Origin of the sequence: Flavobacterium facile (assembly GCF_036321945.1) — a bacterium.
In the GTDB taxonomy this organism is placed as follows: domain Bacteria; phylum Bacteroidota; class Bacteroidia; order Flavobacteriales; family Flavobacteriaceae; genus Flavobacterium; species Flavobacterium facile.
Map to the genome: position 1 here is coordinate 1 of NZ_JAZAYT010000032.1, position 25,072 is coordinate 25,072.

At 32.1% G+C, this 25,072-nt stretch carries 22 protein-coding genes; 2 read left to right on the plus strand and 20 right to left on the minus strand.

The annotated features are described in order from the left end of the window. Nucleotides 1-77: 77 nt before the first annotated feature. From UEQ13_RS07830 to UEQ13_RS07885, 12 genes are all read right to left on the minus strand, one after another. Nucleotides 78-1,082: an IS30 family transposase gene (locus UEQ13_RS07830; protein ID WP_329805797.1), complete on the minus strand. Its 1,005-nt coding sequence runs from the start codon at nt 1,080-1,082 to the stop codon at nt 78-80. A 34-nt stretch (nt 1,083-1,116) separates the two neighbouring features. After that, nucleotides 1,117-2,493, minus strand: a complete 1,377-nt coding sequence (locus tag UEQ13_RS07835; protein ID WP_329806026.1) for an NADPH-dependent assimilatory sulfite reductase hemoprotein subunit — start codon at nt 2,491-2,493, stop codon at nt 1,117-1,119. Between the two features lie 110 nt (nt 2,494-2,603). Next, complete coding sequence (locus UEQ13_RS07840) at nt 2,604-4,265, minus strand: diflavin oxidoreductase (RefSeq protein WP_329805798.1); 1,662 nt, start codon at nt 4,263-4,265, stop codon at nt 2,604-2,606. Further along, complete coding sequence (gene cobA, locus UEQ13_RS07845; protein WP_329805800.1) at nt 4,255-5,073, minus strand: uroporphyrinogen-III C-methyltransferase; 819 nt, start codon at nt 5,071-5,073, stop codon at nt 4,255-4,257. Before cobA ends, UEQ13_RS07840 begins: the two co-directional genes overlap by 11 nt. Nucleotides 5,074-5,151: 78 nt before the next feature. Further along, nucleotides 5,152-6,063: a cysteine synthase A gene (gene cysK, locus UEQ13_RS07850; protein WP_329805801.1), complete on the minus strand. Its 912-nt coding sequence runs from the start codon at nt 6,061-6,063 to the stop codon at nt 5,152-5,154. Nucleotides 6,064-6,106: 43 nt separating this feature from the next. After that, entirely contained in the window at nt 6,107-6,922 is an 816-nt protein-coding gene (gene epsC / locus UEQ13_RS07855; protein ID WP_166130676.1) for a serine O-acetyltransferase EpsC, read from the minus strand. A 1-nt stretch (nt 6,923) separates the two neighbouring features. Next, nucleotides 6,924-8,156, minus strand: a complete 1,233-nt coding sequence (locus tag UEQ13_RS07860) for a sulfate adenylyltransferase subunit 1 (protein WP_329805803.1) — start codon at nt 8,154-8,156, stop codon at nt 6,924-6,926. A 46-nt stretch (nt 8,157-8,202) separates the two neighbouring features. Then, nucleotides 8,203-9,108 (minus strand): sulfate adenylyltransferase subunit CysD, encoded by a 906-nt coding sequence (cysD, locus tag UEQ13_RS07865; protein WP_329805804.1) that lies wholly within the window; start codon nt 9,106-9,108, stop codon nt 8,203-8,205. 61 nt (nt 9,109-9,169) lie between these two features. After that, the gene (locus UEQ13_RS07870) at nt 9,170-9,865 is read right to left on the minus strand and encodes a phosphoadenylyl-sulfate reductase (protein WP_407934654.1); all 696 of its coding nucleotides are present in this window, start codon (nt 9,863-9,865) and stop codon (nt 9,170-9,172) included. A gap of 477 nt (nt 9,866-10,342) precedes the next feature. Then, on the minus strand, nt 10,343-11,848 hold the full coding sequence (locus UEQ13_RS07875) for a PLP-dependent transferase (RefSeq protein ID WP_329805805.1): 1,506 nt from the start codon (nt 11,846-11,848) through the stop codon (nt 10,343-10,345). Continuing rightward, the gene (locus UEQ13_RS07880; protein ID WP_329805806.1) at nt 11,839-13,008 is read right to left on the minus strand and encodes a trans-sulfuration enzyme family protein; all 1,170 of its coding nucleotides are present in this window, start codon (nt 13,006-13,008) and stop codon (nt 11,839-11,841) included. The genes UEQ13_RS07875 and UEQ13_RS07880 overlap by 10 nt, the downstream gene beginning before the upstream one ends. A 314-nt stretch (nt 13,009-13,322) precedes the next feature. Then, a complete protein-coding gene (locus UEQ13_RS07885; protein ID WP_329805807.1) occupies nt 13,323-13,715 on the minus strand; it encodes a hypothetical protein in 393 nt (130 codons plus the stop codon). 272 nt (nt 13,716-13,987) lie between these two features. Here UEQ13_RS07885 and metK point away from each other — a divergent pair, with 272 nt between their 5' ends. Beyond that, nucleotides 13,988-15,259, plus strand: a complete 1,272-nt coding sequence (gene metK, locus UEQ13_RS07890; RefSeq protein ID WP_329805808.1) for a methionine adenosyltransferase — start codon at nt 13,988-13,990, stop codon at nt 15,257-15,259. A gap of 59 nt (nt 15,260-15,318) precedes the next feature. Here metK and accD read toward each other — a convergent pair whose 3' ends face one another. The 3 genes from accD to tamL form a co-directional block, all read right to left on the minus strand. Then, nucleotides 15,319-16,173, minus strand: coding sequence for an acetyl-CoA carboxylase, carboxyltransferase subunit beta (gene accD, locus UEQ13_RS07895; protein ID WP_329805809.1), 855 nt, complete (start codon nt 16,171-16,173; stop codon nt 15,319-15,321). A 143-nt stretch (nt 16,174-16,316) separates the two neighbouring features. Further along, nucleotides 16,317-17,384 carry a class II fructose-bisphosphate aldolase gene (gene fbaA / locus UEQ13_RS07900; protein ID WP_329805810.1) on the minus strand — a complete coding sequence of 356 codons (1,068 nt, stop codon included), beginning with the start codon at nt 17,382-17,384 and terminating at the stop codon, nt 16,317-16,319. Between the two features lie 70 nt (nt 17,385-17,454). Then, the gene (gene tamL / locus UEQ13_RS07905; RefSeq protein WP_456237519.1) at nt 17,455-20,025 is read right to left on the minus strand and encodes a translocation and assembly module lipoprotein TamL; all 2,571 of its coding nucleotides are present in this window, start codon (nt 20,023-20,025) and stop codon (nt 17,455-17,457) included. A 33-nt stretch (nt 20,026-20,058) separates the two neighbouring features. Here tamL and UEQ13_RS07910 point away from each other — a divergent pair, with 33 nt between their 5' ends. After that, on the plus strand, nt 20,059-20,784 hold the full coding sequence (locus UEQ13_RS07910) for a TrmH family RNA methyltransferase (protein WP_329805812.1): 726 nt from the start codon (nt 20,059-20,061) through the stop codon (nt 20,782-20,784). 11 nt (nt 20,785-20,795) lie between these two features. On the opposite strand, the gene porT is transcribed toward UEQ13_RS07910, so the two are convergent. The 5 genes from porT to UEQ13_RS07935 form a co-directional block, all read right to left on the minus strand. Next, entirely contained in the window at nt 20,796-21,494 is a 699-nt protein-coding gene (gene porT / locus UEQ13_RS07915; protein WP_456237520.1) for a type IX secretion/gliding motility protein PorT/SprT, read from the minus strand. Nucleotides 21,495-21,497: 3 nt separating this feature from the next. After that, nucleotides 21,498-22,229 (minus strand): bifunctional demethylmenaquinone methyltransferase/2-methoxy-6-polyprenyl-1,4-benzoquinol methylase UbiE, encoded by a 732-nt coding sequence (gene ubiE, locus UEQ13_RS07920; RefSeq protein WP_329805814.1) that lies wholly within the window; start codon nt 22,227-22,229, stop codon nt 21,498-21,500. 108 nt (nt 22,230-22,337) lie between these two features. After that, entirely contained in the window at nt 22,338-22,835 is a 498-nt protein-coding gene (locus UEQ13_RS07925) for a dihydrofolate reductase (protein ID WP_329805815.1), read from the minus strand. 79 nt (nt 22,836-22,914) lie between these two features. Then, nucleotides 22,915-23,739, minus strand: a complete 825-nt coding sequence (locus tag UEQ13_RS07930; protein WP_329805816.1) for a thymidylate synthase — start codon at nt 23,737-23,739, stop codon at nt 22,915-22,917. A 66-nt stretch (nt 23,740-23,805) separates the two neighbouring features. After that, on the minus strand, nt 23,806-25,059 hold the full coding sequence (locus tag UEQ13_RS07935; protein WP_329805817.1) for a nucleoside permease: 1,254 nt from the start codon (nt 25,057-25,059) through the stop codon (nt 23,806-23,808). Nucleotides 25,060-25,072: the final 13 nt, after the last annotated feature.

A 25,072-nucleotide genomic window follows, 5' to 3' on the forward strand; every position in this document is an offset into this window, starting at 1 on the left:
TTTCATTTTGTCTAATTTCAGAATAACTTTTTTGGTCTTTTTAATTGACCAAAAGTTATTTCCGAAATAGGCTTGATTTATGCTATATAGTTAGTGATTTCTTGATTCATTTTTTCTTGAGGTGTTTTGTACCCTAAAACCTTTCTAGGTCTATTGTTTAGAGTTAATTCAGCATGTTTTAGTTGTTTGTTTGTTATGGTGTTAAAATCAGTTCCTTTAGGGAAAAAACGCCTAATTAAACCGTTCGTGTTTTCGTTAGTTCCACGTTCCCAGGAAGAATAAGGATTAGCAAAATATATATCCATTCCAGTGTTATTTGATAGCCATTTGTGATTTGCCATTTCCATTCCGTTGTCGTAAGTCATTGATTTTACAGTGTATTTGGGTAGTGTTTTCAAGTGTTTTGCAAATTGTTGTGTCACGGTTTCGGATTTTCTATTTTCTAATTTAATAATGAAAACATATCTTGTTTTTCTTTCTACAATTGTTCCGATGGCACTTTTTTGTCCTACACCAATCATTAGATCTCCTTCCCAATGTCCAACTTCGTTTCGTAACTCAACACTGTTGGGTCTTTGGCTAATATTTACTTGGTCTTTGATTCGTATTTTGTTTTTTCCACCTTTTCTATTGTATCTTCTTTTGGAATGATGATAGGGTAGAAGTTGTATGAGTTTTTTGCCTAATCTTGACTGTCTATGTTTATAAATATGCTGATAAATTGCTTCATGAGAGATTGTCATAATACTATTGTTAGGATAATCAATTTTAATTCTTCCAGCAATTTGTTCTGGCGAAAAACCACATAATAAGCCTCTGTAAACAAATAGTTTAAGTTTTTTATGAGTATTTATTTTATCAAGATTTCTTTTGTTTAAATACTCTTCTTTTGCAAAGAAATCTGCTAAAGTTGCATTGTATTTATCGGTTGGTTTGTGCATCCAACTATTTATTTCTCGAGTAATAGTAGAACGATTTCTATTTAGATGCTTTGCAATATAACTTTTAGACTTATTTTCATTGAGTAAAGTCTCAATAATAATGCGTTCATTTAGTGTAAGTCGTTTGTGCTTTTTTTCCATAATTCAACAAAGATAAAAATTATCATTTGTTGCATTAAGTTATTGAATTCTCCTTGGTTACTAATTCTGGCAAATAACGTTGGGCTTCCGCTAAGGCTAACGGACAAGTTGGTAAAGCCACACACGCCATAGAATTTTTACGTAAAGCACTAACTTGTTTTTCAATATTGTGTTGCAACAACAAAGCTTCTACTTTTGATTTATTGCTTTCTTCAATCTCGCCTAAAATCAGATTTTGATTTCCTGAAAAGATGAAATTATTAACATCCAATTGCGCCAATTCGTACAAAAATTGTTTCTGTTCCGGTTTTACCACTCCGTGTTCTATAAACAACGTATAAAACCATTTTCTTTGGTGATTTTGTTCCCAACCAAAACGGTCGCTTCGTTCTGTGAATGTGTATTTTCTTTCTGGTTCGAATTGGAATCCGATGCGACTTTCCAATTCTTTTTTGAAACCTTCTACAGTTAATTTATCGACTGTATATTTCAATCGAGATAATTTTCTGTCGACACGATTTCCGAAATCACGTTGCACGGTTAAAATTTCGTACACGGCTTTTAGCGTTTTTTCTTCTGTATCTGTAAAACCAATAATACTACCCAAACGAGAATAAGTATTTGGATTTCCGTGAGTTGTAGCCAAACCACCACCAATTGCGATGTTGAATCCTTTCAATACATCGTTTTCGATAATGGCAATTAATCCGATATCGTTCGTAAACACATCCACATCATTACTTGGCGGAATGGCGATGGCGATTTTGAACTTCCTTGGCAAATAGCGGTCTTCATAAAGCGGATCCGCTTCCGAAGAACGTTCATAAATTTTTTCACCGTCGATAAAAACTTCATAATACGATTGCGTTTTAGGCAAAAGCAAAGTTGAAATTTTATCAGCATACTCATAAATTTGTTGATGAATCGCTGAAATTTGCGGATGTGAACTCACAATCACATTTCTATTTACGTCGCCACACGCGGCAATGGAATCTAATTTTGCCGTGTTAAAAGCTTGAATTGTTGGTCGTAATTGGTGTTTTAACAAACCATGTAATTGCACCGTTTGACGCGTTGTAATTTTTAAAGTTCCTGTTCCGAATTGTTCCGAAATTTCGTGCGTGGCAATCCATTGTTCCGCTGAAATTACACCACCAGGAATTCTCAAACGAATCATAAAAGAATATAATTTGTCTAATTTTTTGGCGGCTCTTTCTGCTCTTCGGTCGCGGTCGTCTTGCACGTACATGCCGTGAAACTTCACTAAAGTTTCGTCATCCGGACGCACATTTCCTGTATGATTATCTAAATCGATACTTTCTTTTAATGTTCCTCTAAGACCCTCACTTTTGGTCTTTATATGTTCTACTGCTGATAATTTTTCGCTCATTGTTTTTGTTTTTTGTTTCAGGTTTTAATTTTTTGTTTCAGGTTTCAGGTTTCAGGTTGTTAAAATCTGTTAGATTTTTTATTACGATATTCAACTTGAAACTAAATGAACTTGAAACTTGAAACTAATTTTTAATACACGTCTTTTTGATATTTTCCTTGATTTTCTAATTCCTCCAAAATTTGTTTGGCTTCACTTTCTGAGATATTTCGCTCTTTTGCAATAACCTCAACAATCGCATTTTCTACATCTTGACTCATTGGATTTTTTTGTCCGCAGATGTAAATACTGGCTCCGTTTTGTAACCAATTATTAAACTCTTTTGCTTTTTCTCGAATTCTGTCTTGTACGTAAATTTTTCGTTCTTGATCTCTTGAAAAAGCTGTATCTAATTTGGTTAACACACCTGTAGTTAGCCATTCTTGGATTTCGGTTTGATAATAAAAATCTAAGACAAAATGTTGTTCACCAAAAAACAGCCAATTTTTGCCTTCGGCTCCTGTTACATCTCTTTCTGCTAGAAAACTTCTGAAAGGTGCAATTCCAGTTCCTGGACCGATCATAATAATATCTGTTTCTTCTTTTGGTAATCGGAAATTTTGATTTTTATGAATGTAAAATTCCAATTGTTCATCGAGAGGAAAATCGGCTAAAAATTCTGATGCTAAACCAGACTTTATCTCATCATTCACTTTAAACTTATTCAGACTTACGGTTAGATGTACTTGTCCGTCATGCGCTTCCGAAGACGAAGAAATCGAATACAATCGAGGTGAAATTGGCAAAAGCAAAGCAATCACTTCTTCTAATTTTACCTTTTTAGGATTGTATTTTTGGATGATATCTAACAGATTTGCTTTCTCTTCGATAATTTCAATTTCAAACAACTTTGAAAAAGCTTCTAGTGATTTTTTTGACAAACCTCGAATATTTTTATCGGCAAGAATGGAATAATTTTCTTCCTTAAAATACGTGGCAATGGCTTGAATTTCTGCTTCTTTATTTTTCGGAAAAATACCTAAAGCATCGCCAGGTTCGTAACTAATTTCCTCATCCGATTCAATTTCGATATGATACGTTTCTTTGTTCGAACCTACATCATTCAGCACGACTTTATGACTAATTTTTCCTAAGTAATTTTTCTTAGCTGAAGAAACTGTTGCACTTGTTGGTTTTACTTCATTCGTAACATTTGAACCAATATTTTGAAAGGCTTTTTGTAAATCACTTTCCCAAATCGAAACTGTTTCTGCAAAATCTACATCCGCTTTCACTAATGGTAACAAGCGTTTCGCCCCTTTTTCTGCTAAAACTTCATCTAATAAAATTCCTGCATTTGAAAATAAGGGATAAGATGAATCTCCAAGTCCTAAAACGGCAAAAGAAACCTTACTTAAATTCGCATTTGATGCTTTTAATTTTTCGTAAAACGGAATGGCATTTTGAGGGAATTCGCCTTCACCTTGCGTACTCATGACAAACAAAACCAAACTTTCTTTTTCCAATTTTGCTACATCATATTGAAAAACGTCAATCGCTTTCGCTTGAATTTTATTCTTTTTGAAAGTCGCCAATAAATTAGAAGCTACTTTTTTAGAATTTCCAGTTTCCGTTCCATAAACAATAAGAGGTTTTACTGCTACCGGAGTAAGAGTATTGCCTTCAGTAGTTCCGCCTAACAATTCCACTCGATCTAAAAAACCAGTTAAATAGCCTTTTGTCCAGATAATTTCTTCTTTTGAAGCATTTTGTGCTAATTGTTGTAATAATGATAGTTTTGTTTCAGACAGCATTTTTGTAACTATTTTTATGATTATCGAAATAAGATTCTACTATGTTTTTTTCTGTGAACCACGTATATTGTTCGTGTAAATTCACTACTTTTCCTATGATTAATAAAGTGGGTACAAATTCAAATTCGGGTAACGATTTTGATTGAATATCCTCAAAAGAAAACACATTTGTTTTTTGATTGGGTGTAGTCGCTTGTTGCACGACAGCTAAACCTTTTTCTAAACTAATTTCCTGTTTTAGCAGTTGTTTGGTTAAGAAATCTAACCGTTGTCCGCTCATATAAAAAACTAAAGTATCTTCCGTTGTGGCCCAATCTTGCCATTGATGACTTCCCACTTTATCCAAATCGTAAAGCGTTAAAAATCGGACACCTCGTGAAAAACCTCTTGCGGTTAGTGGAATTCCGGTATAAGCTGCGGCACCAAAAGCTGCGGAAATTCCAGGAATAATTTCATAAGGAATTTCATGTTTTTTAACCGCTTGCAATTCATCTAACACATTTGAAAATAAAGTCGCATCGCCACCTTTTAATCGCAGTACTAATTTTCCTTGCAAAGCGAATTCGACAATAAGTTCATTGATATCGCTTTGTGGTGTCCAAATGCCTTTTGAACATTGTTTTCCCACGTAAATGACTTCTGCCTCTTTGCGAGCATATTGTTCAATTAAAATTGGAGAAACCAATCGGTCGGTTAAAATCACATCGGCAGTTTGCAAATATTTTAAGGCTTTTAAACTTATTAAATCGGGATCACCAGGGCCGGCTCCTGCCAAAATCACTTTCCCTTTTTTGTTAATTTGTATCATAATTATTTTAAAATTAGGCGTAGAAAGGGCTGTTCCGAGTCAAATCGAAATACAATTTCTACGATAAATTATTGATTTTTAGAACAAACCTTCTATAGAAAGATAGCGTTCGCCAGTATCATAATTAAAGGTTAGAACTACAGCATCATCTGGTAATGACGCTACTTTTTTGGCTACGGCTGCTAATGAAGCTCCCGTTGAAATTCCTACTAAAATTCCTTCTTGTTTGGCAATATTTCTGGTGTATTCGAAAGCTTCTTCTTTTGACACTTGAATGACCTCATCAATTAAATCGCTGTGGTAATTTTCTGGAACAAAACCGGCACCAATTCCTTGTATTGGATGTGGAGCTGGACTTCCGCCACTTAAAACGGGTGATAACTCTGGTTCCACTGCAATGATTTTTACATTTGGAAACTTTGCTTTTACCACTTTAGCCACTCCTGAAATATGTCCGCCCGTTCCTACTCCAGTGATGATATAATCTAATCCGTTTGGAAAATCGTTTAAAATTTCTTGCGCTGTGGTTCTTTGATGCACTACTACATTAGCTGGGTTTTTAAACTGTGAGGGCGACCATGAATTTGGTGTTTCAGCAACTAATTCGGCAGCTCTTTCTATAGCGCCTTTCATTCCTTTTTCGCGTGGTGTTAAATCGAATTCTGCTCCGTAAATTTCCATTAATTTTCTACGTTCAACACTCATCGATTCTGGCATTACCAAAATTACTTTATAACCTTTTACAGCTGCAACTAATGCTAATCCAATTCCAGTATTTCCTGAAGTAGGTTCAATAATTACGCTATTTGGATTTAATAAATTTTTAGCTTCTGCATCTTCAATCATCGCTAAAGCAATTCTGTCTTTTATGCTATTTCCTGGATTCGTTCTTTCTAATTTAATCCATACATTTTTATTTGCACCATAAAGTTTATTGATCTTTACTACTGGTGTATTTCCTATGGTTTCTAATATATTATTTGTCTTCATTTTGTTTTATTTTAATTGTGTTATTTTACTTGTTTTGATTTAATTAAATCACATAATTTAGAGCTTCTGGAAACTCGCTTTTCTTTTTGATTTCGATTTCACTTTTATGATATACCAAAGAATTTTCCGGAACAGAATGTGTTAACCAAACATTTCCTCCGATTACTGAACTGACTCCGATTGTAGTATTTCCTCCCAAAATTGTAGCATTTGCATAAATCGTTACATTGTTTTCAATGGTTGGATGTCTTTTTGCTGAAGCATTATCTTTTGAAACCGATAAAGCTCCGAGTGTGACACCTTGATAAATTTTTACATTATTTCCGATTTTGGTGGTTTCTCCGATTACGATTCCTGTTCCGTGATCGATGAAAAAATTCTCTCCTATTTCTGCTCCTGGATGAATATCGATTCCAGTTCTGCTATGCACATATTCTGTAATAATTCTTGGAATAATGGGAATATCTAGTTTCCAAAAAATATTCGCAATTCTGTAAGCCGTAATGGCAAAAAAACCTGGATAAGCGATTAAAACTTCTTCTTTAGATTTTGCAGCTGGATCAAAATTTATGATGGTTTCTAAATCGTTAATCAGAACAAAATGAATTTGCTCTAGACTATCGAAAAAATAATTTGAATTCACTAAAACTTGATTCGTATCATCCGTAACTTTTGCTAAAATGTCTTGTAACTTTAATTGAATCAACTTTTCTTTATTCTGAAAAAATCGGTAATTAGAATATTCTTGACTGATATCGAACAGCCAATTAATTAACTCATCCACCCATTTTTCGACTTGTCTTTTATTGATTGGGCTTTTGGCTCTTTCCTGATTTCTGATGTAAATGGAATATGACATATTATAAAAACATTAAGGCGCCAACCGTATTATTACTCGTTTCATCAATTAGAATCGCATTTCCTGATTTCGGATTTTTATCAAAAGTATCATAAAACAAAGGCTGATTTGTACGCAACCTAATTTGAGCGATGTCATTTAATTTTATTTCTGTTTCGTTGGTAAATTCCCAATCGTTGATGTTCCATTTTTGGTTGACTTCTTGAATTTTCACGCGAACATTTTTAAATCGGTGTTGCAACAAATAGGTTTTTCCTACCTGTAATGGCGTGTTGTCTAACCAAGAAATCCAAGAATTAATTTGAGTAGATTCTATTGGTAATTGATGGTATAAAACGACAGAATCACCACGACTAATATCAATATTATTTTCAAAATGTAATACAATATTATCGCCAGCTTTCGCTACTTGAATGCTTTCTAAATTCTTCTCAATTTTTATAATTTTAGTTGCCATATTCGCTGGCAAAATAATTACTGTATCGCCAACTTTATAATTTCCACTTAAAACCAAACCAGCATAACCGCGATAATCGTGATAAGCTTCCTCTTTTGGACGAATTACCCATTGCACTTGAAATCGAGATGCTAAATCTTCTGTCGTTTCTACTTCAATAGATTCTAAAGTTTCTAACAACGCTTTTCCTTCGTACCAAGCTGTGTTTTCAGATTTCGTTACAATATTATCGCCAACCAAAGCACTTACTGGAATGTAATGAATTTCATTGAAATTTAATTCGGACTTAATACTTTCGAAATCAGCTTTAATTTGATTGAAAGTGGCTTCAGAATAATTTAGTAAATCGATTTTATTGATGGCGATAATTGCTTTTTTAATTCCCATTAGCGAACCAATACTCGCATGACGTTTTGTTTGTTCTGTAATCCCTTTTCGTGCATCGACTAAAATGATAATCAAATCGGAATTGGAAGCACCAGTTATCATATTTCTGGTATATTGTTCATGACCTGGCGCATCGGCGATGATAAATTTTCTTTTCTTAGTCGAGAAATATTTATAGGCTACATCAATTGTAATTCCTTGTTCGCGTTCTGCTCTTAGTCCGTCGGTAATTAGTGACAAATCGATATCCACACCTTCTTGTTTCGTTTGCTTTTTCAAAACGCCCAATTGATCGGTGTGAATACTATCGGAATCATATAAAAGACGACCTATTAAAGTGCTTTTACCGTCATCTACATTTCCTGCTGTTATAAATCGTAATGTGTTCATTTTCTTTTGTTTTTTATTAATTGTGACAACTCACGAGTTGTCATTACTAGAAATATCCTTGTTTTTTTCTGTCTTCCATGGCCGCTTCAGATAATTGATCGTCTAATCGAGTTTGTCCTCTTTCACTGACTCTGGTTTGAATGATATCGTCAATTATATCTTGAATTGTAGCGGCTTCGGAAGGAACTGCTGCTGTACATGTCATGTCGCCAACCGTTCTGTATCGTACTTTTTCCACCACAACCGTATCGTTTTCTAAAGGCTGGATGAATTTTGAAGTCGCCACCAATTTATCTTGGTGGACGATACATTCCCTTTCATGAGCAAAATATAAACTTGGTAATTCGATGTTATATTTCTGAATGTAATTCCACACGTCTAATTCTGTCCAATTGCTGATTGGGAACACGCGAACATTATGCCCTTTTTTTACTTTTCCGTTTAAAATATCCCATAATTCTGGACGTTGTAATTTTGGATCCCATTGTCCGAAATCGTCTCGAACTGAAAAAATACGTTCTTTTGCTCTGGCTTTTTCTTCATCGCGTCGAGCGCCACCAATACAGGCATCAAATTCATTTTCTTCGATCGCATCTAAAAGCGCGTAGGTTTGTAGCGCATTTCTTGAAGGAAAACGACCAGCAGTTTCTTTCAAATTGTATTTTTTAATGCTGTCTTCCACTGAAGCTACGATTAGTTTTTCGCCAATTTGATTCGCCAAATAATCTCTGAATTCGAGAGCTTCAGGAAAATTATGACCTGTATCAATATGTACCAATGGAAAAGGAAATTTCCCAGGACGAAAAGCTTTTAGTGCAAGATGTACCAACACGATTGAATCTTTTCCGCCAGAAAAAAGCAAGGCAGGTTTTTCAAATTGTGCGGCTGTTTCACGAAGAATATAAATCGCTTCGTTTTCTAATTGTTCTAAATAATTATGTTTTTGACTCATTTGTTTTTTGTTTCAAGTTGTTTTTGTTTCAGGTTTCAAGTTGATTTACCTTCTCTTTAATTTATTTATGTAATCCACATTCTTTTTTAGATTGATCTTCCCACCACCAGCGGCCGGCTCTGAAATCGTCACCCGGATTGATAGCTCTTGTACACGGTGCGCAGCCTATACTGACAAATCCTTCGTTATGTAAAAGATTATATGGCACTGCGTTTTGTTTTAAATATTCGATTACTTCATCTGTTGTCCAGTTTAATAAAGGATTGAATTTGTATAGTTGTTTTTCTTCGTCCCATTCAATTTCTTTTACTGAATTTCGATTATTCGATTGTTCCGCTCGTAGACCTGTAATCCAAATAGAAGCTCCAACTAAAGCTCGATTTAAAGGTTCAACTTTTCGAATGGAACAGCATTCTTTTCTTAACTCTACTGAATTATAAAAAGCGTTAATTCCGTTTTCGTTGATATATTTTTCAATGGAATCTGAATTCGGATAGTAAGCCTTAATTTTTGTATTGTATTGCAATTGCGTTTTATCCCAAACGGAATAGGTTTCTGGGAAAAGTCGGCCTGTATCTAAAGTAAACACTTCGATATTTTTAATGTTTTGTGAATAAATAGCGTGAGAAATGACTTGATCTTCGATTCCGAAACTCGTTGAAAAAACTATTTTTCCTTGAATTAAATTGGATATTTGTTTTAGTTTTTCTTCCAACGTTTTACTTTCTGCTACTATTTTTAATAAATTTTCTTGCATTTTGATTTTAGTTTAAATAAAAAAAGCTCCTTCAAATTGAAGGAGCTCATACTAGTGTTTTGATATATACAAATACAGTGTTACGGCTCCTTTTTAAGAAAGCACGCACAACAAGCTGAAGTTGAAACTGTATTTTGTATTGAATTTGAAATCATTTTATTTTTGTATTTATTTAAGTATTGGATATAAAAAAAGCCTCTGCGAAACAGAGGCTTTTAGCTATTTTAAAAATTTAAAATTAGGCAATAGGCAGCTCTGTGGAAATTTTCCCCATACAACAACACATATTGCAAACTGTAAATATCATTTTCTTATTATTTATGGGGCAAAGATAGATTAATTTTCTTTAAAACCAATTTTTATAGATTAATTTTCTATATTTTGTTATTAATTATTCTTTTTAATGAAAATATAATTTATAAATATATTTTTAATAGATTATTTTTCTTTTTAAAGATTCGATTCTAATTTTTTAACTTATTCCAAAACCAATTGGAAAGCTTTGATAATATTTTCAATTGGTTCTGTACCAACAGAGATGCGTAATAAATTCGGATTTATACCTAATTTTTTCAACACATGCAAACCCATTTCCGACTTCAAATACTCATAATGCGCTAGATATACGTACGGCATTGCTAATGTAAATTCCGTTCCTAAACTTGGACCTTTTGCTACTTGTAATTTGTCGTAATAAAAGGCTAAATCTTTATCAAAAACCACGGACAATAATCCTGGAACATTATTTCCTTTTTGGATTTTAGAAAAATTCTCGGAACTAGCTTTATGAAAGACACTTTTAATTTCAAGCACTTTGGGTTGTGTTTTTAGAAAATTATAAAGCAAAATCGTATTTTCTGAAATTATACGAACTCGATTTTCATACTCTAAAATTTCAAAACCCAATCTTTTGATTTCACCTTCGAAAGGTGGAATTACATTTTCATTAAGCAGCGGAAATAAACTTTCATCTTTTACTATAATAGCTCCAAAAAGCAAATCGGCATTACCGCAAGCGAACTTAGTTAAACTTTCTACAGCCAAATCGCAAAACGGTAAAACATCTACACAAAAAGGCGTTGCTAATGTGTTATCTACAATTAATTTAATTGAAAAACGCGAACAAATTTCATACAATCTTGGCAAATCTACACATTGTAAAAGCGGATTACTTACTACTTCAGTAATAAGAACAGCTACATTTTCTTGATTTTTTTCTAGCCAATTTTCAAGTTGAATTAAATCGAAAATATTAATTTGAACGTGAGAATTTTCTTTTCTTTCGATAATTTCCATCGTATCGACATACAACCAACCTAATTGTACAATTTTAGTTTTTCCGAATTCTTTTTGAACAGCAACTAACGTTTCAGTTGCCGCAAATAAAGCATTCATTCCGCAATTTGATAGAATAATTTTCTCTGAAGAAGTTCCGTAAGCTTTACTCAATGTGTTATCAATATTGGAAATCGCTTGAATTTCGGAAACATTTTCTTCTTCAAATATGGAATCAATTAAATTCAATTCATATAAAGTTGCTTCTGCTTTTCTAGAACTAATAATTAATCCTGTATTTCGGATAAAATCGGTATATTTTTTGGTATTTTTATCATTGGAATCTATAATTAAAAATACATTTTTATTCTTGTCTTCTACACAATTTAAAGCAACATTAAAAACGTTTTCAATTATATTTTTAGCATGAATGGAAACAATTGGAATTAGTTTTTCTTCATCCGATATACGATATTTTTCTTTTATAAATTGCGTCAATTGTTTCACAAATTGATTTTGAAAAAAACGTGGATAGCCCGATTTCATTTTATCAATCACTTCCGATTTTCCTTCTTCATAATCAATCACATCTTGAATTTTTGGCAAACTCACTGAAACCGAATGTGGATTATACAAAGGGATATTTTCTCCACAAGGAATTTTACAAAAATAGTCACTAATCACTTCATTACTCATAACTAAACACATTTACTCGTTTCTACTTTTAAGGCTTGCTGAATATCTGCAATTAAATCGTCAATATTTTCCAATCCGACTGAAATTCTGACTGTTGCATGCGTTAATCCAATTTTTTTCAAATCTTCTTCTGAATAGGTGGCATGACTCATTTTTGAAGGGATTTCTAAACGAGAATCGGAAGTACCGAAAGACACTTTTTCTCCGAATAATTTCGTGTTTTGAATTAATTGTTCTGCTTTTTCTGCTGATTTTAATGTTATGGTTAATACCGAAGGAATAATTTTCATTTGACTTTTTGCCAATTCATATTGGGGATGCAATGGCAATCCTGGAAATTTCACATCAATAACATCTGAAAGTGTATTTAAAAATTCTGAAAGTTGAATGGCGCTTTGTTCTTGTGTTTTCATTCTGTAAACCAAAGTTGGCAAGCCCAACGACACTAAAAACACATCAAAAGGACTTTGTGCTCTTCCGTGTGCATTGGAGAAATAATTCAATCGTTCTGACCAATGTTCTGTTTTGGCTACAATCGCTCCAGCCACAACACTTCCGTGACCAGAAATAAATTTCGTTGCAGAAAACAAAGAAAAATCCGCACCTAAATCTAAAGGTTTTTGCGAGGCGAATGTAGCCATACTATTATCTACTGCAAATAAAGTATTGTGTTTTTTACTTAGTTCGGCAACCGATTTCAAATCCACAATCTTTAAACTTGGATTCGTTGGTGATTCGCATAAAATTAATTTAATTTCGTTTTGTTGCAAAGCAATTTCCACTTCAGATAAATCTGTAAAATCTGCATAACAAGTTTTTACATCGTATTTTTCTAATAAAATTGACAACAATCTGTACGTTCCACCATAGCAATCTCTTTCCACTAAAATGGTGTCGCCAGATTTTAAAACCGTATCGAATAATAATGCCAATGCAGAAACACCCGTATTCGTGCAAACGCATCCGGAGCCGTTTTCTGCTAAGGCAAAAATATCTTCTAAAGCGTTTCGGGTTGGATTATCTGTTCTAGAATAATCGTAGTTTTTATTATTTGGAAATTGTCTTTTTTGATCAAAAGTTGCCGTATTGTAAATGGGCAAATGGGTTGCACCATAAGCGTCGACTAAATTGGAATGTTGTGCTATATTAGCTAATAATGTTTCAAGTTGCATGTTGTGTGTGTGTGTTTTACGTTTAGACAAAAAAAAACCTCTACAAAAGCAGAGGTCTATTTATATTATTGTTTTTAGATTTAACAAATAGAATACCCTGCGGAAATTTTCCACATCATCATTTGCATCATCATTTTATTATTTCTTACTTGCATGTTGTTGTTTTTTAACGAGGCAAAAATAGAATAATTTTCTAATAAAATAAATTTTGTAGTTAAATTATCTAAATTTTATTAATTTAAAATTAAAATTTAGAAAAAAAATCTAATAAAAATATATTTATTAGATTTTTTAATTACATAAAAACTTCTATCCTATTTATTCTTTTTCAAATAGTCTTTTCTTAAATTATCATAGTTTTCATAAAAATATTGCCACACAAAATTAGAAACTTCTGCGTTTAAAACACCAGTATAAACAAACTCTTCTTCCGTTAAACCAGCTTTACTAATAGCTAATTTTATATTTTTAAGCGTTTCCGTTTTATTCTTTAAACTAAAATAAATATTCGCTAATTCTAAATACGCTTCTTTTGAAGTTGATTCGTCTAAATTCTTTACATACAATTTTAACAATGGAATGGCCTCAGAAAAATTTTCATTTTTAATTAATTCTTTCGCTTTAATTAACAGGGACTTGTCTCCATCCATTGCAAAAGAAATTTGACTAAAAAAAATTAACCCCAACATTACAACAAACTTTTTCATTATTCTTCTTTTATAATTATTATTTTTTATCCTATAACACTTACGAAAAGATTTAAAATTTGGTTTTAAAAAAATAAAAAAAATATTTATTAGATTTTATAAAACTAATTAGTAAATTTGCACCAGAATTAAAAGAGGAAAAATTTGAACTGATTGCAACCTCTTGATACTGAAATTATTTCGGTATTAAAAAAATGCTAAAGCAGAAACCCTTCTTTAGTATTTCCCTGCAATTTTTTCGTTTATTATTTATATAATTTATTTTTATAATTATGGCATATTTATTTACGTCGGAATCTGTGAGTGAAGGACATCCAGATAAAATTGCAGATCAAATTAGTGATGCATTAATTGACAACTTTTTAGCATTTGACCCAGCGTCAAAAGTAGCTTGTGAAACTTTAGTAACAACTGGGCAAGTAATTTTGGCTGGTGAAGTTAAGTCAACAACTTATTTAGATGTTCAAACTATTGCACGTGATGTAATCAAGAAAATTGGTTATACAAAAAGCGAATACATGTTTGAAGCGAATTCTTGTGGTGTTTTATCTGCTATTCACGATCAATCTGACGATATTAACAGAGGTGTTGATAGAGCTGCAGCAACTGATTTCGAATCAAAAGCTAACGCACAAGGAGCGGGTGACCAAGGAATTATGTTTGGTTACGCTACAAACGAAACAGTTGATTTAATGCCATTAGCATTAGATTTAGCTCATAAATTATTACAAGAATTAGCAGAATTAAGAAGAGAGAATTCGGCTATTACTTATTTACGTCCAGATGCAAAATCTCAAGTAACTTTAGAATATAACGACGATAACATTCCTGTTAGAATTGACTCAATTGTAGTTTCAACGCAGCATGATGATTTCGATGAAGAAACTTCTATGTTAGCAAAAATCAAGAAAGACATTATTGAAATCTTAATTCCTAGAATTTTAGCTAAATATCCTCAATACGCGCATTTATTTAATGATAAAATTGAGTACCACATTAATCCAACTGGAAAATTCGTAATTGGAGGACCACATGGAGATACTGGATTAACGGGTAGAAAAATTATTGTGGATACTTACGGAGGAAAAGGTGCTCACGGTGGTGGAGCTTTTTCTGGAAAAGACCCAAGTAAAGTAGATAGAAGTGCTGCTTATGCTGCGCGTCATATTGCTAAAAACTTAGTAGCTGCTGGTGTAGCTAGTGAAGTTTTAGTACAAGTTTCTTATGCTATTGGTGTAGCAAAACCATGTAACATTTACGTAAATACTTACGGAACAGCTAATAATGGTTTATTAGATTCTCAAATTTCTGATAAAGTAGCGCAATTGTTTGACTTAAGACCTTACGCAATTGAGCAAAACTTAAAATTAAGAACTCCGATTTATAGTGAAACAGCTGCTTACGGACACATGGGACGTAAAAATGAAGTAGTAACTAAAACGTTTAAATCTCCAAATGGGGAAGTAAAAACTATTGAAGTAGAATTATTCACTTGGGAAAAATTAGACAGAGTAGCAGATATTAAAACTGCTTTTGGAATCTAATATTTTCTAAACAATTATAAAAAAATCCCGATTTGAAATTCAAATCGGGATTTTTATTTTTATCTAATGTCTTGATTTAAGATTAAATCAACATATAAATTAATTTTGTCTTTTAATTCTTTTCTATGAGAAATGAAATCTAAGAAACCGTGATCTAATAAGAATTCAGAAGTTTGAAAACCTTCAGGTAAATCTTTACCAGTAGTATCTCTTACTACACGTGGTCCAGCAAAAGCTACTAAAGCTCCAGGTTCCGCGATATTAATATCTCCTAACATTGCATAAGAAGCCGTAGTTCCACCAGTTGTTGGATCTGTACATAAAGAAATATAAGGTAATTGTGCATCTGCTAATTGCGCTAATTTTGCAGACGTTTTTGCTAATTGCATTAACGATTGCGCTGCTTCCATCATACGAGCTCCACCCGATTTTGAAATCATTACAAATGGTAATTTATGTTTCATCGAATAATTAATTCCACGAGCTATTTTTTCACCTACAACGGCACCCATTGAACCACCAATAAAAGCAAAATCCATACAACAAATAACGATGTCGTTACCTTTAGATTTTCCTACAGCTGTTCTAACAGCGTCTTTTAACTTTGTTTTTTCTGTAACTTCTTTTAAACGGTCGCTGTATTTTTTGGTATCCACAAAATTCAAAGAATCTACAGATGTTAAATTGGCATCTAATTCAGTAAATTCATTATTGTCGAATAAAATTTGAAAATATTCTGCACTACCTATTCTTACATGATAATCATCTTCAGGGCTTACCCATAAATTTCTTTCTAATTCGTCAGAATCTACAATTTTTCCAGTAGGCGATTTATACCACAATCCTTTTGGAACATCTTTTTTATCTTCAGTCGCTGTTGTAATTCCTTTTTCTTTTCTTTTAAACCAAGCCATAATATTAAGTTAGAAGTCGGAAGTTAGAAGTTAGAAGTTGCCTTCGTTACTACTAATTTCATACTATTTTTAATTTATTTTAATTTTTGATTTGAAGTTTGAATACGGAATAAACTTCCTGTTTCAAACGTCAAACTTCCTGCTTATAATGTATTCACGTTATTTAAATCGGCGAAAGCCTGTTCTAATCTTTTGTTGAAAGTTAATTCACCTTCACGAATCCATTTTCTTGGATCGTAATATTTTTTATTAGGAAGTTCGCTTCCTTCTGGATTTCCAATTTGAGTTTTTAAGTACTCAATATTAGCAGCAATATAATCTCTAGCACCTTCAGTGAAAGCAAATTGTAAATCAGTATCAATATTCATTTTAATTACCCCGTAAGAAATAGCTTCTCTAATTTCTTCTAAAGTTGAACCTGAACCACCGTGGAAAACAAAATCCACTGGATTTGAACCTGTATTGAATTTATTTTGAACAAATTCTTGAGAATTTTTTAAGATTTTCGGCGTTAATTTTACGTTTCCTGGTTTGTAAACACCGTGAACATTTCCGAAAGAAGCTGCAATTGTAAAACGCGGACTAATTTTCATTAATTCTTCGTATGCATACGAAACTTCTTCTGGTTGCGTGTATAACTTAGAGCTATCTACATCCGTGTTGTCTACACCGTCTTCTTCACCACCTGTAATACCTAATTCGATTTCTAACGTCATATCCATTTTACTCATACGAGCTAGATATTGTTTACAAAGTTCGATATTTTCTTCAATTGGTTCTTCAGACAAGTCAATCATATGAGAAGAATATAATGGTTTTCCTGTTGCAGCGAAATGTTTTTCAGAAGCATCTAACAAACCATCAATCCAAGGTAATATTTTTTTAGCGGCATGGTCAGTATGTAAAATCACTGTTGCACCGTAAGCTTCCGCTAAAGTATGTACATGAATTGCGCCAGCAATCGAACCTAAAATAGCTGCTTTTTCACCAGCATTTGACAACCCTTTTCCTGCATTAAATTGTCCACCACCATTAGAAAACTGAATAATTACTGGAGCATTTAATTTTGCTGCAGTTTCTAAAACACCATTTACAGTGCTATTTCCTGTAACATTAACTGCAGGTAAAGCGAAACCTTTTTCTTTTGCGTATCGGAAAATTTCTTGAACTTGATCTCCTGTAGCTACTCCTGGTTTAATAGTATGACTCATAGTGCGTTTTTTTATTTAAATAATTTAAGTGTTGTTGTTTAGATTTACAAAAGTAATAATTTTATTAATTTTAGAAAGGATAATTGATACCTATATTAAAAACTGTTTTAGATAAGTTCATATCTTTAAACTTAAACCATCTTTCCGCATATTCTTTGGCAGGATTGTAGGCTTTGAAACCAAAATCGCCACGAACTACGAAGAAACCAAAGTCGTAACGAAGTCCGAAACCTGTTCCTAAAGCAAATTCTTGAATAGATTTTGCTCCTTTAAATTTTAGTTTTTCGTCTTCTACATTATCAAAAACATTCCAAATATTTCCTGAATCTGCAAATAATGCACCGTTTAAACTATTGAAAATATTAAATCTATATTCTAAATTTAAGGAGAATTTCAAATTGGCTTCGTTAAAATCATTGACACTTTTACTGGCACCTGGACCTAATGAATACGCTTGCCAGCCTCGATTATCATTACTTCCACCAGCAAAATAACTTCGTGAAAACGGAACAGAATTAGAATTCCCGTAAGGAACGGCTATTCCACCAAAAAATCGGAAAGCCAATGAACTCTTTTTATACAAATGTAAATGTTTAATATATTCAAATTCTGTTTTTATGTATTGTGCGTATTCTACGCCAAATAAAGTTCGTTTGTTGTTGTCACTAAATGGCTCGTTTTTTTGTTTGGCAATTAGATTTAATATATTTCCCGAACTTTCAACTTTTGCTTTAATATTATAAAATTGTATATCATTAAAATTGCTTTTCGTACTTAAATTATAAGAAAAACTAGATGATAAAATTAAATTATTTTCAATCAGACGTTTTCTTCTTTCGCCAATGATGTTGATGGCTTTGAAATTTTCTTCATTACCAACACTTATATTACCCGAACCTACTTGATTAATAAACTCAACAGCTCCTGGAAATGACAAATCATTTCCTAAAACTCCACCAATATTTAAATTGGCATTTGTATTATAAACTAGAGCTAGATCATTTAATCTATCATATGAATAATTATACACATTGAAATAATTATCAATATTTAAATTTCTAACGAATTGCAAATTGAACAAATCAAATTTGAATTTTTTGGTTTCGTCTTTATTTAATCCCCAATCGTAATAGAAACTTCCATTATAATTTTCTTTATCTAAACCAATATTAGTTTGTTTTGAAAGCCCTAAAGTAATGGAGGTACTAGGCATAGATTGCTTTTTAATAATTTTTTTTGTGTTGATTGGAAAGAAAATTCGAGGAAAAGTCAGCTTTACATCTCCACCATATTCTAAAATATTAAAGAATGCGTTTGTACTGTTTTTTATACTTGCATCTTTGGAAGCTCCTAAATTTCCTCGAATAGAAAAATCTAAAATTTCTGCTCCTTTAAATAAATTTCTAAATGTAATACCTGTAAATCCAGAAATACCAAACTGTTGGATATTGGATTGGGTAAAATCTCCTTTTGCAATAAAATTATATTTTTTTTTGGGCGTTAATACAATATTTGCAATCAATCCTTTACCACTTGCATCTTCCACGTATTGAATTTGGGGATAAGAAAACACTTTTAAACCAGATAACGCACTTCTGGTCAATGTTTTATCTTGATCGCTAAACAATTTACCTTCTTCTATAAAAATGGCGTTAGTTAATGCTTTTGGTTTATATTTTAATTTTCCTGAACTATAAAAATTAAATTTTTTGTACGAAACACTATCAATTCCAACTGCTTTTTCTTTTACTTGCTTGTCTGTAAAAACGTTGACTTTAGTGATTTTGTACAATTTAAAAGGCTCTGTATAACTTGAATCCCCTTTTTTAACAATTCTATTTCCAATATTAAATGTAATATTTAATGTGTTTTTTGGTTTATCAATTGTATCAGCATCAGGTATTTTAATGTAATTTTCTTGAAAATGATACAATCCGTTGTTTCTGAATTCAGTTGTTATTCTTTTTTTCTCGTTACTAATTTTTTCGGCATTAAATGCTTCTCCACTTTTAACTAATGATTTGTCGGAAATTCTAACATACATAGAATCCACAACTGGAGATTCGATATTTCGAAAAATACTATCAATAATGTAAGGCTTACCTGTATTTATAAGGTAAGATATTTTTACTTTCTGATTCTTTAAAGAATCAATTTTTGAAGATAGTTTTGCATCAAAAAAACCTCTATTAACGTGATACTGATATAATCTTTTCTCTGATTTTTTAACACGAGACGTATCTAAAATGGATGGTGCTTCACCAATTTCTTTAAAAAAATTACTGTATCCTGAAACCAAAAACGACTTACCTAAACGGTTCACTTGTTTTTTAGAATACAATTTGGTCATTCTATTAATACGATTTGGTTTTTTTAGCAACCAAGCATTATAGGAAGAGTCCGCATTTTTTTTGCTTAAGTTATATAATTGCAAACGCGGTTTAAAACCCAATAATTTACTGTTGGGTTTTTGATATAATTGATTGTGCAAATCTTCCGAGTTAGTAGATTTGTCATTTACAATAATTTCGTTATCGTGGATAAGCAATTGTTTCTTTTGGAGCTTTCTTACTTCAGAACAAGAGTAAAAAAGTAGTCCAAAAAGAAAAAATAGTGCTATTTTTGGTGTGAGATTCTTCAAACGCCTAATTTTTATTCAAAAATACAATTTTTTATGGTTAGCAAAAACCAAATCAAACTAATTAATAGTTTACAGCAAAAAAAGTACCGTAAGTTACACAATCTTTTCATAGCAGAAGGAAAAAAAGTAATTCAAGAACTTATAGATGCTAATTTTAGTTTGGAACATTTATTTGTGACCAAAGCAAATTTGTTTGATTCAAGATATGATTCTGAATTAATTTCGGATAGTGAACTAAAAAAAATATCGGCGTTAACCACAGCAAATGATTGTTTGGCGGTTTTCAAAATAAAAGAAGTGAGCTCGAATTCAAGTTCTGGATTAGAATTGGCTTTAGATAATATTAAAGATCCGGGAAACATGGGTACAATTATTAGATTGTGCGATTGGTTTGGCATTTCTAAAATTGTTTGTACCGAAGAAACAGTTGATATTTACAATCCGAAAGTAGTACAAGCTACAATGGGAAGTTTAGCTCGCGTTGAAGTTTTATACACGAATTTAGCTAATTATTTAAAAGCAACTGATGTAGCAATTTTTGGAACTTTCATGGACGGTGAAAACATCTACAAGCAAGGCTTACCTGCAAAAGGAATTATTGTAATGGGTAATGAAGCGAATGGAATTTCTGAAGAAATTGAAAGTTTGGTGACACAGAAAATTTCGATTCCAAGATTTGGAAGTTTGCAACAAACCGAAAGTTTAAATGTAGCAACTGCAACCGCTGTAATTTTATCGGAATTTAAGAGAAATAGCTAAAATTCAGCGACTTAATGAAACGTAAAATTCACAAATACCGCTCTGGTTTTCATGGATTGAATGTTTCCTGTCCAAGGAGAATTTGGGTCGTTATCACGAATTAATTCGTCATTCATTCCAAAAACACCTCGTATTGATGGTGAAAATTTGAAATATTCTAAATACATATCTATTCCAAAACCAATTTCATAGTTTTGCGTCCAAGTTTTAACCCTAAATCTGTTAGAAAAATTATCGTCTTCAGCCTTAGCATTACTTCCTAAATTTAAGGTTGAAGAAACACCACCTAGTAAAAATGGTCTCACATTTCCTGTTCTTAAAGCTGAATATTTCAATAATAAAGGAAAATTTAGGTTAGCTGCTTTTACTTCTCTTAATTTATCAACTTTATCTTCAATATTTGGATAGGTTAAATTTCTTTGTGTAGCATAAAAACCAGGTTCAAAACGCAAATCAAAATATTCACTTATTCTTAAGTTACCGACTAAACCCACATTGAAACCAGTTGAAGGTTTTAGTTCAATATCTTTTCCAACAGTTAAATAATCAAATTTATAATTATAACTACTAAAACCTAAAAAATAACCCCAATGCACTTTTTGTTTGTCATGATTTTCATGATTTACAATTGGGTTTTTACCAAATATCCCTCCTTGACCAAAAGAGTTCATTGTAAATAATAGTATAAAAAAAAGAGATTTAAATTGCATGTTTTACTTTTTTGAAGCTTTATAAATTGTAGCTACTCCCATTGTTTGAGGGAAGTCCTTTACATCTATAAACCCAATTTTTCGTAAAATATTGTTCAAAACTTCACCAAACGGGAAATTTTGTGCTGAATTTGACAAATATTTATAAGCTGCTTTGTCTTTTGAGAACAATTTTCCAATTGTTGGCATGATGAAATTCGTATAAACATAATACCCTTGTTTAAAAGGAAATTTAGTTGGCACGGAAGTTTCTAAAATAATAAAACTACCATTCGGCTTTAATACACGAAGAATTTCAGAAAGTCCTGTTTCTAAATTTTCAAAATTACGCACCCCGTAAGCTACTGTAATAACATCGAAATAATTATCAGCGTAAGGAATTTTTTCTCCATCACCTAAAACCATTTGAATTTTTGAAGTTAAATTTTTGGCTTCAATTTTTTTCTTACCCATATCTAACATGCCTTGAGAAATATCTAAACCGATAATTTCTGTTGCCGATGTTTCTGCAAACAATATCGCTAAATCACCCGTTCCTGTAGCAATATCTAAAATAGAAGTTGGATTTTGAAGTTTTACCATTTGCAAAATCTTCTTTTTCCAAGATGCGTCAGTACCTAATGAAATTATTTTGTTTAATCCGTCATATTCTCCTGAAATGGTATCAAACATTTGAGCCACTTGCTCTTTCTTACCTTTTTCGGAATCTTGATATGGTTTTATAGTTTCTGACATGATGATTTATTTGTGCAACAAAAGTAGGATAAAAATTCTTAAATTCAAGTCATTATCAATTTCAAAAATCAATGCGACTATCAACAATTAAGATAACAAATTGAATATTTAAGATTTAGAATCTATTTTTTGATAGGTTAAAAAAGTAAAATCAAAAGCGTGTTTTTCGTCTTTTTCATGATGTTCTTCAAAAATAACTTCCCATTTTTTGGGATCAATTTCTGGAAAAAAAGTATCAGCTTCCACTGTGGTATGTACTCGAGTTAATTCAACTTTATCAGCGATATCAATAGATTGCTTATATATTTCGCCTCCACCGATAATAAAAACTTCTTCGTTTTTTGGACAAACCTCAATAGCTTTTTCTAAACTTGAAACTACAATACAACCTTCTGGCGCATTGTAATTTTTATTTCGAGTAATAATAACGTGTGTTCTGTTGGGTAAGGGTTTTGGAAAACTTTCAAACGTTTTTCTTCCCATAATGATATAATGCTCTGAAGTTAAGGTTTTAAAACGCTTAAAATCTAAAGGTAAATGCCAAACCAATTGGTTGTCTTTTCCTAAAGCATAATTTGTGGATGTTGCGGCGATTAGTGTTAGCATGGGATTATTTTTTATTTTTCACGCAGATTGAAATGATTTAAAGAATCTAAAAAAATCCGTAAATCTGTGTACCTATTTTTTAAACAGAAACGGCTCCTTTAATGTGTTCGTGTGGTTCGTAGCCTTCCAAAGTGAAATCGTCAAAAGTGAAATCGAAAATGTTTTTTACATTCGGATTTAATTTCATAATTGGAAGCTTTCTTGGTTCACGACTCAATTGCAAATTGACTTGTTCAATATGATTGTTGTAAATATGTGCGTCTCCGAAAGTATGAATAAACTCACCCGCTTCAAATCCGCAAACTTGAGCTACCATCATGGTAAACAATGCATATGAAGCGATATTGAACGGCACACCTAAGAAAATATCGGCACTACGTTGATACAATTGACAAGATAATTTTCCGTCAGAAACATAAAACTGAAAGAAAGCGTGACACGGCGGCAATGCTGCTTTTCCATTCGCTACATTTTCTGAAAAAGAAACAGTAATATCTGGTAAAACCGAAGGATTCCAAGCCGAAATTAGCATTCTACGGCTATTTGGATTGGTTTTTAGAGTTTCTATTAATTCTGTAATTTGATCAATTTCTTCACTGTTCCAATTTCTCCATTGGTGTCCATAAACCGGACCTAAATTTCCATTTTCATCTGCCCAAGCATCCCAAATTTTTACACCATTTTCTTGTAAATAAGCAATATTAGTATCGCCTTTTAAAAACCACAATAATTCGTGAATAATTGATTTTAAATGTAGTTTTTTGGTCGTTACCATTGGAAAACCTTCACTTAAATCGAAACGCATTTGGTAACCAAAAACACTAATAGTTCCAGTTCCAGTACGGTCTCCTTTTTGAGTTCCGTTTTCTAATACGTGCTTTACTAAATCGTGGTATTGTTTCATATTAAAGTTAGAAGTTAGAAGTTAGAAGTTAGAAGTGTAAAAACATTTCAAAACCTGTAACCTATTTTAATGATTGAACGCTTCTACGTCTTTTGGATCGTGTTTGTGTTTGAATAAAATTGCGAAAGCAATAGCAATAACTAAGGCATAACCCGCAAAAGTTAGCCAAATGTTGTGCCAGTCTTTACCTTCAGCAGATGTGAAGTATTTTTCTATAATAAACCCACTAGTAACACTTCCTAAAACGGCTCCAAACCCATTAGTCATCATCATAAATAAACCTTGTGCAGAAGAACGAATTTTAGAATCAGTTGATGTTTCTACAAATAGTGAACCTGAGATATTAAAGAAATCAAATGCCATTCCGTAAACCACACATGATAATATAATCATCCAAAGTCCATCACCTGGATTTCCATAAGCAAATAATCCGAAACGTAGTACCCAAGCAATCATACTAAACAACATTACTTGTTTAATTCCAAAACGTTTTAAGAAGAAAGGAATTGCTAAAATAAACAATGTTTCAGATATTTGAGAAATAGACATTACTAAAGTAGAATATTTTACTGCTAATGAATCTGCATATTGTGGTTGATTTTTAAACTCATCTAAAAACACATCGCCATATGCATTAGTAAGTTGTAAGGCTGCACCTAAAAACATACTAAAAACAAAAAATAAGGCTAATTTATAATCTGCTAACAATTTAAAAGAAGTTAATCCAATTAAATCTAAGAAAGATTTATTTTCAATAGTTTTACCTTGAGGTTCGCATTTTGGTAGCGTAAAAGAATAAATACCTAATATAATTGCTGCAATTGCTGCTATATAAAACTGATTTTCAGATGCTTTATTGCCAGATAAGTTTGTAATCCACATGGCTACAATAAAACCAACTGTTCCCCAAACTCGAATTGGCGGAAAATCTTTTACTACATCCAAACCATTATTTTTTAGGGCATTATAAGCAACCGAGTTAGATAATGCGATAGTTGGCATATAAAAAATCATAGCTACAAGTATTACCCAAAAAAAGTCTGAAGGATTTGTTATTTGTGGCACATAAAACAAGGTGATTCCTCCTAAAACATGTAAAATTCCGTATAATTTTTCAGCATTTAGCCATCTATCAGCTATAATTCCACATAATGTTGGCATAAAAATAGAGGCAATTCCCATAGTAGAAAATATGGCCCCAAATTGCGAACCATCCCATTGTTTTGTACCAAACCAATAGTTAGCAACTGTTATTAACCATGCTCCCCAAACAAAAAACTGGAGAAAATTCATTACTGTTAATCTTAATTTTATGCTCATTTTGTAGTATATT

What these genes read in the sequence shown, in the direction of transcription:
- UEQ13_RS07830 (WP_329805797.1), bottom strand. Translation starts at nt 1,082, where the DNA reads ATGGAAAAAAAGCACAAACGACTTACACTAAATGAACGCATTATTATT.
- UEQ13_RS07840 (WP_329805798.1), bottom strand. Translation starts at nt 4,265, where the DNA reads ATGCTGTCTGAAACAAAACTATCATTATTACAACAATTAGCACAAAAT.
- cobA (WP_329805800.1), bottom strand. Translation starts at nt 5,073, where the DNA reads ATGATACAAATTAACAAAAAAGGGAAAGTGATTTTGGCAGGAGCCGGC.
- cysK (WP_329805801.1), bottom strand. Translation starts at nt 6,063, where the DNA reads ATGAAGACAAATAATATATTAGAAACCATAGGAAATACACCAGTAGTA.
- epsC (WP_166130676.1), bottom strand. Translation starts at nt 6,922, where the DNA reads ATGTCATATTCCATTTACATCAGAAATCAGGAAAGAGCCAAAAGCCCA.
- UEQ13_RS07860 (WP_329805803.1), bottom strand. Translation starts at nt 8,156, where the DNA reads ATGAACACATTACGATTTATAACAGCAGGAAATGTAGATGACGGTAAA.
- cysD (WP_329805804.1), bottom strand. Translation starts at nt 9,108, where the DNA reads ATGAGTCAAAAACATAATTATTTAGAACAATTAGAAAACGAAGCGATT.
- UEQ13_RS07870 (WP_407934654.1), bottom strand. Translation starts at nt 9,865, where the DNA reads ATGCAAGAAAATTTATTAAAAATAGTAGCAGAAAGTAAAACGTTGGAA.
- UEQ13_RS07875 (WP_329805805.1), bottom strand. Translation starts at nt 11,848, where the DNA reads ATGTGTTTAGTTATGAGTAATGAAGTGATTAGTGACTATTTTTGTAAA.
- UEQ13_RS07880 (WP_329805806.1), bottom strand. Translation starts at nt 13,008, where the DNA reads ATGCAACTTGAAACATTATTAGCTAATATAGCACAACATTCCAATTTA.
- UEQ13_RS07885 (WP_329805807.1), bottom strand. Translation starts at nt 13,715, where the DNA reads ATGAAAAAGTTTGTTGTAATGTTGGGGTTAATTTTTTTTAGTCAAATT.
- metK (WP_329805808.1), top strand. Translation starts at nt 13,988, where the DNA reads ATGGCATATTTATTTACGTCGGAATCTGTGAGTGAAGGACATCCAGAT.
- accD (WP_329805809.1), bottom strand. Translation starts at nt 16,173, where the DNA reads ATGGCTTGGTTTAAAAGAAAAGAAAAAGGAATTACAACAGCGACTGAA.
- fbaA (WP_329805810.1), bottom strand. Translation starts at nt 17,384, where the DNA reads ATGAGTCATACTATTAAACCAGGAGTAGCTACAGGAGATCAAGTTCAA.
- UEQ13_RS07910 (WP_329805812.1), top strand. Translation starts at nt 20,059, where the DNA reads ATGGTTAGCAAAAACCAAATCAAACTAATTAATAGTTTACAGCAAAAA.
- porT (WP_456237520.1), bottom strand. Translation starts at nt 21,494, where the DNA reads ATGCAATTTAAATCTCTTTTTTTTATACTATTATTTACAATGAACTCT.
- ubiE (WP_329805814.1), bottom strand. Translation starts at nt 22,229, where the DNA reads ATGTCAGAAACTATAAAACCATATCAAGATTCCGAAAAAGGTAAGAAA.
- UEQ13_RS07925 (WP_329805815.1), bottom strand. Translation starts at nt 22,835, where the DNA reads ATGCTAACACTAATCGCCGCAACATCCACAAATTATGCTTTAGGAAAA.
- UEQ13_RS07930 (WP_329805816.1), bottom strand. Translation starts at nt 23,739, where the DNA reads ATGAAACAATACCACGATTTAGTAAAGCACGTATTAGAAAACGGAACT.
- UEQ13_RS07935 (WP_329805817.1), bottom strand. Translation starts at nt 25,059, where the DNA reads ATGAGCATAAAATTAAGATTAACAGTAATGAATTTTCTCCAGTTTTTT.